Here is a 12,764-nt window from a genome sequence, read left to right as displayed (position 1 = left end):
ATTACGATAGTATCGTTGGTTTGGTTGAACTGTTTTGGGTTTGGTAGATTAGAGCAAACTAAGCAACTTGGTTTGCTGCTGCTTATTTGTGTAGTGGTTGCTCCTGGTAAGACCCACTGGGGGATTACATGCTCACTGCGTTCGCATGCATATTGAGGCTCTAATTCAGCAGAGTACGCTTCATAAGACCCACAACAAAAACAACCCCCGCCCCTTGTCTTAACTAAATAAAACAAGGGACGAGAGTTAACCCGTGGTACCACCCTAAATTGAAGAACAAAAAAGCTCCTCCACTCAAAACAGTTAACGCCTGTCAACGTTCTTACTTACTCAGCGCATATTCGCCTTTTAGCAAGAAGCCTCTGGAGTGTCTTTCTAACAGTTTAACTGCGATAGGTTTTACAGCCTAGGAACCTATCTCTCTTTACCAGCAAATGCCTGTTATACTTTTCTCCGTCATCGGTCATCTATTAATTACCCTTAAGACTACTAGAATTTGCCTCGAAAGTCAATAAGATTTTGAAAAATAATCGCGAAATTGTAGGTTTAATGTTTCATAATGCCTTGTTTTGTGATAATCTTTTTATAGTAGATATTTATTAGGGGTATAGGTGGTGTCCATTGATGAAAAATAAGTTCCTGTTTATAACCGTGCTCTCGTTCTTGCTTATTGGAGCCGGCATCTTGTCTACAATCGCGATGGCAAATGCAAACACGGTGCAAGTAAAAGCGGAAGTTCTAAACGTCAGAAGCGGACCAGGACTCGCATTCGACGTCACATCTCAAGTCAGAAAAAATGAAATTCTAAACGTTATTGATGAGGAAAATAAGTGGTACAAAGTTCGTCTTGAGAACGGGCAAAGCGGTTACGTGGCAAGCTGGCTCGTGAAAAATGTCGATGTCAGTGCTTCCAGTAACAGTCTCGCCACCGTCACAAGCGATGGTAGCCTGAACGTTCGAAGTAAAGCCTCCACAAACAGCACCATTCTCGGAACTTTAAAAAGCGGCGATCAAATCACCGTCACCAGTCAATCCAATGGTTGGACGCAGATCCAGTACCAAGGTCAAAGCGCGTGGGTCAACTCGACATATATTAAAATGCAAGAATCCGCGACGAAAGAATCGAAAAGCAATTTGCAAACCGTTACCATCCGATCTAACGGCACGAATATCCGTTCAGGTCCAGGTCGTAACAACAATACAATCGAGAAAGCCGATTCAGGAACCGTCTATAATATCGACGGCGTGCAAGGCGATTGGTACCAAATCACAACATCATCCGGCGCACAAGGTTACGTAGCCAACTGGGTTGTTGATGTCTCGACCTCCAAAACTGAAAGCGCACCGAAATCCAAAACAACATCACTTGCCGAAGCAACCATCGTGATTGACCCAGGCCATGGAGGCAACGATCCAGGCGCCAAAGGACAAAACGGTACCGTGGAGAAGAAAGCAACATTAAAAACCGCCAAAGCCGTGGCAAAACGCTTAGAACAAAGCGGTGCGAAAGTCATTTTAACACGAGATAGCGATGAGTATGTTTCTCTAAAAGATCGCGCGAGAAAAGCAGAGAAATACAACGCAGACGCCTTCATCTCGCTTCATTTTGACTCCGTAGAAGACGCAAGCGATGCCAGTGTCAACGGCCAAACAACCTACTACTACAAAAACAAAGACCAGAGCTTAGCCGAAAGCATCAACGCGAGCCTAGCAAGCAACTTAACCAGCAAAAACCGCGGCACACGCTCCGGCGACTTCTACGTACTACGCGAAAACACCCAACCGTCCGTACTGCTAGAACTAGGATACCTAAGCTCAAGCATCGACGAAGAGAAAATGAACTCCGACACTTTCCGCGAAGACGTCGCCGATGCGATTTTCGAGGGACTGAGCGGGTATTTTAAAAACTAGGTGCCGAAAGAGCCCATTAGACTCGACAGAAATTGTTAGGGGGCGCAAGGATCGAATGCTCACTTCGCTCGCACTCATATTGATACTCTAAGGAACCAAAATACGATTCCTAAGAGCATCAACAATTTCCGAGAGTCTGGCTCTTGAGGCCCGATTCGAAGACGCAAAACATGACGCCAAAACAAAAAAATGCGAGGACAAGATTCCAAATCTTGTCCTCGCATTTTTTCATCCCCAACCCTATTTCCCCAACAACTCCTGCGAATCCAAAATAATCGTCACCGGACCGTGGTTCACTATACGCACATCCATCATCGCACCGAAAACCCCAGTCTCCACAACAATCCCTTCAGCCGCAAGCAGTTTGTTAAACAAATCATACAAATCCGATGCCACATCCGGAGCCGCCGAATTCGTAAAACTCGGGCGCCTTCCCTTTTTCACATCGGCATATAACGTGAATTGCGAAACGCTAAGAATCGCGCCTCCAAAATCTTGAATCGACAAATTCATTTTATCCTCATCATCTTCAAAAATGCGCAATCCAACAATTTTCTTCACGATATACTTCACGTCTTCTTCTGTATCGCCATGCGTGAAACCAACGAGCAGACAAAGCCCACCCGCGATTTCTCCCACATTTTCATCATCAATCGTTACACTTGCTTCGAAACAACGCTGCGCCACAACTCGCATACTAAAATCCCCCAGTCAGTCTCAATTCATTAAACGTCTAACCGTGTAGACATCAGGAACTTGCTTGATTTTATCGACAACGCGTTGCAAATGATTAATATTATGAATCTGAAGCGTCAGAACGAGCGTCGCCATTTTGTTATTATCGACTTTTGCGTTAACGCCATTAATATTGCTTGTCAGGCTGTTCACGACTTGTAAGATATCATTCAGCATACCATTGCGATTATAGCCAAACACCTCAATATCGACGTTGTAATCGGTTTTAGCCGTCATATCCGCATCTTCCCACTCGACATCAATCAAGCGCTCCGTATCTGGACCATTGACATTCGGACAATCTTTCCGGTGAATCGAAATACCGCGGCCTTTCGTGATGTAGCCGACAATCTCGTCACCTGGAACCGGGTTACAACAGCGCGATAATCGAATGAGTAAATTACCGACACCCTGCACCACAACGCCTGCATTATGCTTGATTTTAAGCCGCTCGTTATTGCTGTCTGCTGGGTTTTTCGGTTTCGCTTCGATCTTGTTTAATAGCTTCTCTGTTTGCTCCTCAAGTTCCCGCTCGCGACGCTCTTTCTCCGTCAAACGATTCGCAACTTGAAGCGCCGTAATACCATTGTAGCCAACCGCCGCAAATAAATCGTCTTCATGACTAAAATTCAAACGTTCGGCGAGTTTGTTGATGTTCTCCGTCGTCATCACTTTCTTCGGCTCGAAATCAAGTTGGCGCAATTCCTTCTCGACCATATCGCGACCTTTTTCGACGTTTTCTTCCTTCGCTTGGCGTTTGAAGAACTGGCGAATCTTGTTTTTCGCTTGCGACGTCTGCACGAGTTTCAGCCAATCACGACTTGGTCCATACGAATGTTTTGACGTCAAAATTTCAATGATATCGCCTGTTTTTAATTTATAATCAAGCGTGACAATTTTACCATTGATTTTAGCACCAATCGTCTTGTTCCCAATTTCAGTATGGATTCGGTAGGCAAAGTCAAGCGGTACAGAACCGTTTGGTAGCTCAAAAACGTCTCCTTTTGGTGTGAACACATAGACTACATCGGTGAACAAATCGAGTTTCAGCGATTCCATGAATTCCTCAGCGTTCTCCGACTCATTTTGGTATTCAATAATTTCGCGGAACCAGCTCATTTTATTGTCAAAGGATGTCTTCGAATTGATGACTTTGCCTTCTTTATAAGCCCAATGCGCCGCAACCCCGTACTCGGCAATTTGATGCATTTCCAGCGTCCGAATCTGAACTTCTAGCGGCTCGCCTTGCGGACCAATCACCGTCGTATGAAGCGACTGATACATGTTTGATTTCGGCATCGCAATATAATCTTTAAAACGGCCAGGCATCGGTTTCCAACGCGTATGGATGATTCCAAGAACCGCGTAACAATCCTTGATGCTATCCACTAAAATCCGAACCGCCAGCAAATCGTAAATTTCGTTAAACTGCTTGTGCTGCTCCGACATTTTGCGGTAAATCGAATAAATATGTTTCGGGCGACCAGAAATATCCGCCTTAATATGAAGTTCATCCAGATTCTCATTCACGCCATCAATAACATCGCGCAAATAACGCTCCCGCTCTTCCCGTTTCTGCTTCATCAAATGCACAATGCGGTAATATTGCTGCGGATTCAAATAACGTAACGCCGTATCCTCGAGCTCCCATTTCACACGGGAAATCCCCAAACGATGCGCAATCGGTGCAAAAATTTCCAGCGTTTCATTCGCAATACGGCGCTGTTTCTCTACCGGTAAATGTTTCAACGTCCGCATATTGTGCAGTCTATCCGCCAATTTCACGAGCATCACACGAATATCCTGTGCCATCGCGATGAACATTTTGCGGTGATTCTCCGCTTGCTGCTCTTCGTGCGACTTGTATTTAATTTTTCCAAGTTTCGTAACGCCGTCGACAATCATTGCGATTTCTGGGCTGAACGTTTCTTCTAAATCTTGCAATGTAATCGGCGTATCTTCTACCACATCGTGCAAAAATCCTGAAGCAACAGTAGCCGGATCCATCTCCAGCTCCACTAAAATGCCTGCCACTTGGATAGGGTGAATAATGTAAGGTTCCCCCGATTTGCGGAACTGATCCTTGTGCGCCTCACGTGCATAGTCACACGCTTTTTTGACAAGCGCAAGATGCTCCTCATTCATGTAATGAGAAGCCATTTCAATTACTTGATCCGCTGTTAAATTTTGTTCTTTAGCCATAATGTCCCCACACCCTTTTCATCCACGCTATCTATTAAAGTATGTAAAAGCACCCACGAATGAGTGCTTTTTAAAATAATTCTTATTTGATATTATAACATGTTTTACACGACTCACAAAGCAATTTTGTTGCCCGAGCCTGAAAAAACACTTTTTTCGAAAATAGTTCTAGAAATCCATCAAAATCAGGCGGTCATATCCTTCTAATTTCTTATGGCCTTCAAGCTCTGTTAGTTCGATCAAGAAAGCACAACCAGCTACCACGCCACCAAGTTCTTCGACAAGTTTAATCGTCGCTTCAATCGTACCACCTGTCGCTAGCAAATCGTCCGTAATAAGCACGCGTTGCCCAGGTTTAATCGCATCTTTATGCATCGATAATTTATTCGTGCCATACTCTAAATCGTATTCCATATCCACCGTTTCACGCGGCAATTTATTCGGTTTACGAACTGGCGCAAAGCCAATGCCAAGCGAATAAGCTACCGGACATCCGATAATGAAACCACGCGCTTCAGGCCCAACAATGACATCCACACTTAATTTTTTTGCATATTCTACAATTTGGTCCGTCGCAAATTTGTAAGCCTCACCATGACTCATCAATGGCGTGATATCCTTAAAAACAATACCTTCTTTTGGCCAATCATTGACAATCGCTACATAACTTCTCAATTCTTCTAAGTTCATTTTACTGTTTCCTCCAAAATTGAATTCCCCTTCGAATTCATTAGCTTCTCCATCCAATCATACAATTCGTTGTAATTGGAATAGAGTAATTTCTGTTCCATCGCAATCCGGTATACCCGAGCTTTATAAACAGCCGAGTCCTCCAGATTACGCTTTTCCCCAATTTCATTCAATCTAATCACGCCATCCTCTATTGTAGCAAAATTTAGATCAAAAAACACGCGTGACATAAAATCAACTTGATCGTCCGTCCAGCTAAATTGCTTACAAAGGCGTGACATGTTTTGAGCGAGCGGGAAAGGTTGGTGTTTTTTAAGCACCGCATAAAGTTGCGCAAAATGTTGACGACTAGGCATAGACGCAATCGCATTCCCATTTTTGGCTTCCACATGCAAATAAATTCGATCCGCTGACGTGTTCGTAACCAACGCCTCAAGCAAAGCCACATCATCCGGCATATCCGCAAAAATAAGATCTTTCGTCGCAGCGTCCGTGCAGTCATCGATCGACTGGATTTGCGCACAAACAAGATTTGCATTCTCGGCTAACAGTTTTTCTCGCGTCCCATCTTGGAAACACACGAATACTTTATCAGCCATGCCATCCGTTTGTAGCAACTTCTCCCATTCTGCGCGACTTCTGACATCAAACAATTGCCAATGTCCGATTTTCAAGTCTACAATGCGGAGTTGCGGTTTACGCATATTATTCCATTCATTGATCGATAGTTCGCCGACCACGTCCACTTTTGCCATTGGAGAAATTTTTTCAACGAGTTCGCCCGTTCCAAATCCAACCGCATCAATCGAAGCACCCGAATCCGCCGTAATCGCTGTTTTCAGATGATTCTTGTCCGTGCCAATTCGCTTTGTACCGCTCAACCGAACGCCTTCCAACGCAAAAACTGGTTTTGGATTATCCGTTCCAAACGGCGCCAACTTGTTCAACTGCACGATAAAATCAATCGTCACCGTCTCCACAGGAATCGCCTCTTCCACGCGCAAAATAGACACAAAATCCTCTGGCGACAACGTTTCCCGAGCTAACTGCGATAAATTGGTCCGCAACGTCGCCACATCAGCCACATCCAGCGTCATACCAGCTGCCATCGGGTGACCACCAAACGCTTTTAACAGCGCCTGATTCGCGTCGAGCGCTTGGTATAAATGAAACGCCTCAATGCTCCGTCCAGATCCCTTTGCAATACCAGTGACCTCATCGATGCCAAGCACAATCACAGGTCGCGCGTAACGATCCACTAAACGCGAAGCCACAATCCCAACAACACCAGGATTCCAGCCCGCTTTTCCGATAACAAGCACTTCATTTCCTTCACCAAGAAATTCGGCTTCAATCATCGCAATCGCTTCCTCCGCAATCTGCGCCACAATTGTTTGCCGTTCCTTATTCGCCTCATCGATTTCCTCCGCCAAGAAAACCGCCTCTTCCGGATCTTCCGTAAGCAATAAATCAGCCGCCGGATCTGCAGGGCCTAACCGACCAACCGCATTCAAACGCGGCGCAATCATGAAACCAATCGTCTCTTCCGTTGCTTCAGGCAGTTTCGCACTAGCTAGTTTTGCCAAAGCAGACACGCCGATATTCGCATTTTCACGCAAAATTCGCAGTCCTTTTTGTACAAATAAGCGGTTCTCATCCGTCAGCGAAACCAAATCCGCCACCGTCCCAATCGCCACTAAGTCCAGCAATTCCGTCGGTTCCTCTCCCAACAACGCGTGAGCCAGCTTGTAAGCCACGCCAACGCCCGCTAAATCAGGAAACGGGTAATTAGACTCCGGATGACGCGGATGGATCACAGCGACCGCCTCAGGCATCGTTTCCTTCGCCTCATGGTGATCCGTGACAATCACATCCAAACCAATCTCTTTCGCATGCGCCATCACATCCAGCGCCGAAATCCCATTATCCACCGTGATCAGCAAATCAACGCCCGAATCCTTAGCCTGCGTAAAAGCCGCCACATTCGGTCCATAGCCTTCCGTAAACCGATTCGGAATATAGAAATCCGCGCTCGCACCGAGCTTCCGCAACGTTTTCAACAACACCGTCACACTCGTCACACCATCCGCATCATAATCACCATACACCAGAATCTGCTCCTCGGCCTCAATCGCCTGCTTAATCCGATCCACCGCAAGCCCCATCTCCGCAAACAAAAACGGATCATACGCCTCATACTTATCCGGATTTAAAAATTTATCCAATTGACCAGCAGTCGTGACCTTGCGACGCGAAAATAACTCCGCCATCGGTAACGTGCATTTCAGTTCATCAGCAACCTGTTGCATCGCCGCCGCATCCGCCGTTTCCACTTGCCATTTATATTTAGAATGAATCATGATTTACCACCCCTCAACCCTACCCATTATACAGAAAAAACAACAAAAAGACCACCCACTTGGATGGTCTCAGTGCGCCGACAAACGCACATTTTCGTCATTAAAATCTCCGTTCCAGGCTCACATACTCCAGTACGCTCCGCACCGATACTCGCTTTTGCCTAGAAACTGAGCATTTGTCAACACACAAAAGTTTGACGTAAGATCATGTTAAATGTTTTTTCTAGCGTTTCCTAAATATTTTTATACAGTCGGTTTCGGCGCCTCATCTGGCACATCCACTTCCGAAACTTTCACTTTACGCGATTTTTCCGCAGCTAGTGTGCGTTCCAATTCTTTCTTTGTAGCTTCCAGCGTTTTAATCTGCTTCTTCATCGCATTCACGCGCACAATGTTCAAACAGAAGAAAATCAAGCCACCAACAAGCACGGACCCCAAAATAACCAAGATAAGCGGCCACTCCACTTTTGCGAATAAGAAGCTCACCTGTACCGAATCAACATTCACAACTGCGAAAATTGCAATAATAATAGCTAACACAATCCCAACAATCACTTGCCATTGTCCTTTCATCTCAAAAACCTCCTTCATTCTCTTATAAAATACCCGCAAATACACGAGTTCAATCCCTTTTCGGCTGCTCATAAAGCAACGCCAAGTTTGTCAAATCACTCGAACCCAGCTGTATATCAATGATCGACGCCAATTCAAAGTGAACCTCGCCGTAGGATTCCGCATCATTATCCAAATCATCCATCATGATATGTTCCTTCACAACATGGCGCACATAGCCATTAAACGACTCACGCTCCTCATCCTGATCCAGAAATACCGAAATCGCGATTTTCTGATCCATCGCAACCATCAGCACATTCACCAACAAATTCCCAAACGTGCTCACCGCAAATCCCTCATGCCGCTCCTGATTCAAATAATACAACCGCTCCGCTCGCTTCGCACTCTGACCACCATTATCCACCCGAAAAACCATATCGAGCCGAGCAATCAGATAGCCAGCCGCCCTCGCTGCCGAGGAAACAAGACGCATCACCACATAATCCTTCGTCACCAGCTGCACAAACCCACCGTAACGCTCATCTTTACTGGTCGAATCATTATAGATATACACAATCGTCTGCGCTTTCATCGCGTTTTTCAACACACGACACAAAATCTCTCTGTCCATCAAAATCTCCTCATTTCTTTCAAATCATCTGAGGACGAGCGATTTTCCTATTTTTTCACATACTTTCTTTTATGCATCCTAAATCCTCCTAAAACGAAAATACCCAAATCGCACAATAAACCAGCGTCAAACCGCCAGTAATCAGTAACGACTTCATGACATACCACGGCAAAATGGCGATGACAATAATAACCGCCCCGAACACAATCGAGATAAAAAACGAATCCCAACCATCAAAATCAGGTCCACCGCCATCTTGCCAGTTCTTATGCCAACTTTTCGAATAAAACAATCCGAGCACAAAAAGCCCCACACCGATTGCTATCACAACTATCTGCCAAATCATGAATACATCGTACTCCTTATTATCAATAAAAAATGCCGAATGCCTATCCCACCTGAATTTTACGTCTCAGATAAGATAAACATTCGGCATTAGACGCGTTAGCTAAGTCTTGCCGAAAATCCGCTTATCACAGATTATACGACTGGTTGGTCTGTTCTTGCGCGTTTCTTTTTCTTCTGTGTATTAATAACGCCTTTTTTCTTCAGCTCACGTTTTTTGAATACATACCACAATTGCATTGCCATGAAGATGGATGAGAACACACTGGATACTAATCCAACTAAAAGCGCAATCGAGAAGTTCAGAATCGACTCATTACCAAAGATAATAAGCGCGATAACCGTGAATAATACAGTCAAAATGGTATTGATCGAACGGATAAACGTTTGACGTAAACCATGGTTAACCGCAAACGCGATATCCTCTGGTTTTTTGAAACGTCCCATTTTGAAGGAAACGTCTCGAATCCTATCCGCCGTAACAATCGTATCATTGATGGAGTAACCGATAACGGTCAGCACTGCCGCAATAAACGTCAAATCGACCTCCAGTTGGAAGATACTAAAGAAGATGAAGATCACGAAAGCGTCAAATAGTAACGACAGAATCGTCGCAATACCCATGGACAACTCGAAACGAAACGCGATATAAACCACAATCAGTAACGAGGCAATAGCAAGCGCCCACAACCCATCCTTCGCAAGTTCCTGTCCAACAGTCGGCGTTACCGTACTAATATTCGGATCTGTCCCGTACGCTTTCTTGAAATGCGTTTTAAACTTCGCGATTTCGTCCTGCGTCAAGGCACCCTTATAACTAATAACGGCCGTCTTGTTATTATTTTGGAAATTGACATCATCAGAAGGCATATCAATCTCTTTCAAATCCTTATTAATCTGCTCCTCGGTCAGCGCCTGTGTCGAAGTGACCTCCGCACGCGTACCACTCGCAAAATCAATACCCAAATTCAACTTGAACACCGATAGAATCACAATCCCGATCACCACAATGACCGCAAAAGTAGTCAAGAACGCACGGTGATGTTTGACGAAATCATACTTATCAAAATGCGTTTTCAAATCGAATGTTTGTTTACCTTCATGTAAATCGTGGATATCTTTACGACGAACCGCAAATAATCCTGGTTTGTTATTCAGTGCATTACTACTTACAAGAAGTCCCATTAGCGCTCTTGAACCCCAAACAGCAGTCAAGAAACTCACAAGAATACTTATAATCAATACCGTCGCGAAACCTTTAATCGAGCTTGACCCGAAGTAGAAAAGAACCCCAGCAACAATAAGCGTCGAAATGTTTCCATCAAAGATAGCTCTGAAGGATTCTTTCCCACCTGTATCGAAGGCTGTTTTCGTGGATTTACCAACCTTGAGTTCTTCCCTTATCCGCTCGTAGGTAATAACGTTGGCATCGACCGCCATACCAATACCGAGAATTAATCCGGCAATACCTGGTAGTGTAAGGGTTGCATTTAATAATCCTAAAATAAGTAATACAATGTACGTGTACGCCACCAAAGTGATGGAAGCGATGATACCTGGTAAACGGTATACAGCCATCATGAAGATAAAGATAGCAATAACACCAACAAGTCCGGCTACAACGGTTTCAGACAAGGCATCTTGACCAAATTGTGCGCCGACAGAAGTAGAGTAAACCTCGGTTAATTTAACAGGAAGCGCACCAGAATTTAGCAAGTTCGCTAGTTCTTTCGCAGAATCCATTGTAAAACTACCTGATATTTCCACTTTCTTCGTGTCTAATTCACGATCTACGTTTGGCGCAGAAAGGAACGCTGGTTTTTCTTTAACACGTTCTGTTTTGTATTTCAGGCCTTCTTTCCAGTCCAACCAAATAACTAACTGATTGTCTGGCGCTTTTGCAGCAATTGTTTTGGTTACACTAGCAAACTTATCTTTGTTTTTCATTTCCAACGTAACGATTGCTTGGTTTTTGTCGTTTGTTACAGCTTTTGCGCTGCCTGGTACAAGGTCACTACCGTCCATCATCAGCTTGTCATTAGCATCACGGAATGACAAGACAGCTTGTGTCGATAGGATTTTTCGTGCTTCTGTTTGATCCGTTACCCCTGCGAGTTGAACCCGAATACGGTTTCCGCCCTCAATTGTGATAACTGGTTCTGTAACCCCTAATGTATTAATACGTTGATCCAATGTTGCCACTGTTTCTTTCAGTGTTTCATTGGTTACTTTACTTTTCCCGTCAGCAGGCTCTACTTGGTAAAGAACCTCGAAACCACCTTGCAAATCTAGCCCGAGATTAATTTTATCCAGAACAGGTTTTGCAGTAAAAATAACTGTTCCAAAAATAATTGCTACGATCAGGAAAAATGTAATTATTTTACTTTTCTTTATCATTTCTTTCTAATTCCTCCCTCATCTACTAACAACAGACACCTTTGTAGGCGCCATTACGCTATGTAGAATGCTACTCTTGAGCTTCCGTTAGTTGCAGCGAAATAGCTTCCTTCTCTGCTTCTTCTGGCGGTCCCATGGTAATAAAGTCCATTAATGATGCTATCTTCATTTGTAAAATGTCGTGAATGCGCTGATGCAAACGCGGGTCCTCTTGATCCTTCCAAACAACTTCAACCAAAAAAGACCAAATATGTTCCGCTTTGATTTCACGGTACCCCATAAGTTTAAAATCTTCTACACGAATTAAAATTGCCGTTTCTAACTGATCGTACCACTCTTTGTCGGATCCCATCCTCATTCTCACACCTTCTTTTTCAAACAACATAGATTCATTTTATCTAATTATGAAGTAAATGGGAAGCATAATCTTCAAAAAAGCCAAATCTTTATTTCCAACTCGTTCACAAAACGATCGCATTCCCCATGAAAAATGTATCTTTTTTTGCTCGACGATATTTCTATATACCCACTTATCTACAAGAAAAAACAAGCCAGTACAAGGATTTTCATCCACGGCTTGTTTTTTCAAAAAGAAAACTTATTTTTTCTCCGTGTCTACTTCCGTTGTTGTTACTTCTTCAACTTCTGCTTCCACTACTTCTTCCTCAACTGCGTCTGATTTCGCTAAAACAGTACGAACTGCATTGCGATCAAAAGTTAGTTCACTACCAGCACAATCAAGTACAACATTGCCATCTTCAATTGCTACGACAGTTCCGTGCAAGCCTCCGATAGTAATGATTTTATCACCTTTAGATAGACCGCTTTGCATTGCGTTTACTTCTTTTTGACGTTTTTGTTGTGGACGGATAAGCAAGAAGTAGAACAATACGATCATTAATAATAACGGTATTAACATTGCCATGTGTTTATTCAGC

11 protein-coding genes and 1 other annotated feature are annotated in these 12,764 nt (G+C 44.0%); of the genes, 1 reads left to right on the top strand and 10 read right to left on the bottom strand.

Annotated elements, in window-relative coordinates; translation table 11 throughout:
* Window positions 1-232: 232 nt before the first annotated feature.
* Window positions 233-469: a binding site (T-box leader), on the bottom strand.
* A gap of 155 nt (window positions 470-624) precedes the next feature.
* A complete protein-coding gene (locus tag DUK53_RS01010; RefSeq protein ID WP_036089416.1) occupies window positions 625-1,911 on the top strand; it encodes an N-acetylmuramoyl-L-alanine amidase family protein in 1,287 nt (428 codons plus the stop codon).
* 240 nt (window positions 1,912-2,151) lie between these two features.
* Here the strand turns inward: DUK53_RS01010 and dtd are convergent, their stop codons facing one another.
* The 10 genes from dtd to yajC all read right to left on the bottom strand — a co-directional run bounded on the left by dtd (window position 2,152) and on the right by yajC (window position 12,751).
* Window positions 2,152-2,607: a D-aminoacyl-tRNA deacylase gene (dtd, locus tag DUK53_RS01005; RefSeq protein WP_036131305.1), complete on the bottom strand. Its 456-nt coding sequence runs from the start codon at window positions 2,605-2,607 to the stop codon at window positions 2,152-2,154.
* A 21-nt stretch (window positions 2,608-2,628) separates the two neighbouring features.
* The gene (locus DUK53_RS01000) at window positions 2,629-4,848 is read right to left on the bottom strand and encodes a RelA/SpoT family protein (RefSeq protein ID WP_036131308.1); all 2,220 of its coding nucleotides are present in this window, start codon (window positions 4,846-4,848) and stop codon (window positions 2,629-2,631) included.
* Window positions 4,849-5,016: 168 nt separating this feature from the next.
* The gene (locus DUK53_RS00995; RefSeq protein ID WP_036089424.1) at window positions 5,017-5,538 is read right to left on the bottom strand and encodes an adenine phosphoribosyltransferase; all 522 of its coding nucleotides are present in this window, start codon (window positions 5,536-5,538) and stop codon (window positions 5,017-5,019) included.
* On the bottom strand, window positions 5,535-7,898 hold the full coding sequence (recJ, locus tag DUK53_RS00990; RefSeq protein WP_036089428.1) for a single-stranded-DNA-specific exonuclease RecJ: 2,364 nt from the start codon (window positions 7,896-7,898) through the stop codon (window positions 5,535-5,537). Before recJ ends, DUK53_RS00995 begins: the two co-directional genes overlap by 4 nt.
* 243 nt (window positions 7,899-8,141) lie before the next feature.
* Entirely contained in the window at window positions 8,142-8,471 is a 330-nt protein-coding gene (locus tag DUK53_RS00985) for a LapA family protein (protein ID WP_036089433.1), read from the bottom strand.
* A gap of 49 nt (window positions 8,472-8,520) precedes the next feature.
* Entirely contained in the window at window positions 8,521-9,084 is a 564-nt protein-coding gene (locus DUK53_RS00980) for a hypothetical protein (RefSeq protein WP_036133180.1), read from the bottom strand.
* A gap of 88 nt (window positions 9,085-9,172) precedes the next feature.
* The gene (locus DUK53_RS00975; protein WP_036089436.1) at window positions 9,173-9,430 is read right to left on the bottom strand and encodes a hypothetical protein; all 258 of its coding nucleotides are present in this window, start codon (window positions 9,428-9,430) and stop codon (window positions 9,173-9,175) included.
* A gap of 134 nt (window positions 9,431-9,564) precedes the next feature.
* A complete protein-coding gene (gene secDF / locus DUK53_RS00970; RefSeq protein WP_036133182.1) occupies window positions 9,565-11,826 on the bottom strand; it encodes a protein translocase subunit SecDF in 2,262 nt (753 codons plus the stop codon).
* Window positions 11,827-11,896: 70 nt separating this feature from the next.
* Complete coding sequence (locus DUK53_RS00965) at window positions 11,897-12,178, bottom strand: post-transcriptional regulator (RefSeq protein WP_036089583.1); 282 nt, start codon at window positions 12,176-12,178, stop codon at window positions 11,897-11,899.
* A gap of 246 nt (window positions 12,179-12,424) precedes the next feature.
* A complete protein-coding gene (gene yajC / locus DUK53_RS00960; protein WP_052165054.1) occupies window positions 12,425-12,751 on the bottom strand; it encodes a preprotein translocase subunit YajC in 327 nt (108 codons plus the stop codon).
* Between the last annotated feature and the right edge of the window lie 13 nt (window positions 12,752-12,764).

The sequence above is a fragment of the Listeria sp. SHR_NRA_18 genome, from assembly GCF_003856515.1.
GTDB lineage: Bacteria > Bacillota > Bacilli > Lactobacillales > Listeriaceae > Listeria_A > Listeria_A newyorkensis.
The sequence above is the reverse complement of the archived record's forward strand: the minus strand, read 5'-3'. Positions and strand labels throughout refer to the sequence as shown.

Coding starts and splice junctions, on each gene's coding strand:
- DUK53_RS01010 (WP_036089416.1), top strand. CDS start 625: ATGAAAAATAAGTTCCTGTTTATAACCGTGCTCTCGTTCTTGCTTATT.
- dtd (WP_036131305.1), bottom strand. CDS start 2,607: ATGCGAGTTGTGGCGCAGCGTTGTTTCGAAGCAAGTGTAACGATTGAT.
- DUK53_RS01000 (WP_036131308.1), bottom strand. CDS start 4,848: ATGGCTAAAGAACAAAATTTAACAGCGGATCAAGTAATTGAAATGGCT.
- DUK53_RS00995 (WP_036089424.1), bottom strand. CDS start 5,538: ATGAACTTAGAAGAATTGAGAAGTTATGTAGCGATTGTCAATGATTGG.
- recJ (WP_036089428.1), bottom strand. CDS start 7,898: ATGATTCATTCTAAATATAAATGGCAAGTGGAAACGGCGGATGCGGCG.
- DUK53_RS00985 (WP_036089433.1), bottom strand. CDS start 8,471: ATGAAAGGACAATGGCAAGTGATTGTTGGGATTGTGTTAGCTATTATT.
- DUK53_RS00980 (WP_036133180.1), bottom strand. CDS start 9,084: ATGGACAGAGAGATTTTGTGTCGTGTGTTGAAAAACGCGATGAAAGCG.
- DUK53_RS00975 (WP_036089436.1), bottom strand. CDS start 9,430: ATGATTTGGCAGATAGTTGTGATAGCAATCGGTGTGGGGCTTTTTGTG.
- secDF (WP_036133182.1), bottom strand. CDS start 11,826: ATGATAAAGAAAAGTAAAATAATTACATTTTTCCTGATCGTAGCAATT.
- DUK53_RS00965 (WP_036089583.1), bottom strand. CDS start 12,178: ATGGGATCCGACAAAGAGTGGTACGATCAGTTAGAAACGGCAATTTTA.
- yajC (WP_052165054.1), bottom strand. CDS start 12,751: ATGGCAATGTTAATACCGTTATTATTAATGATCGTATTGTTCTACTTC.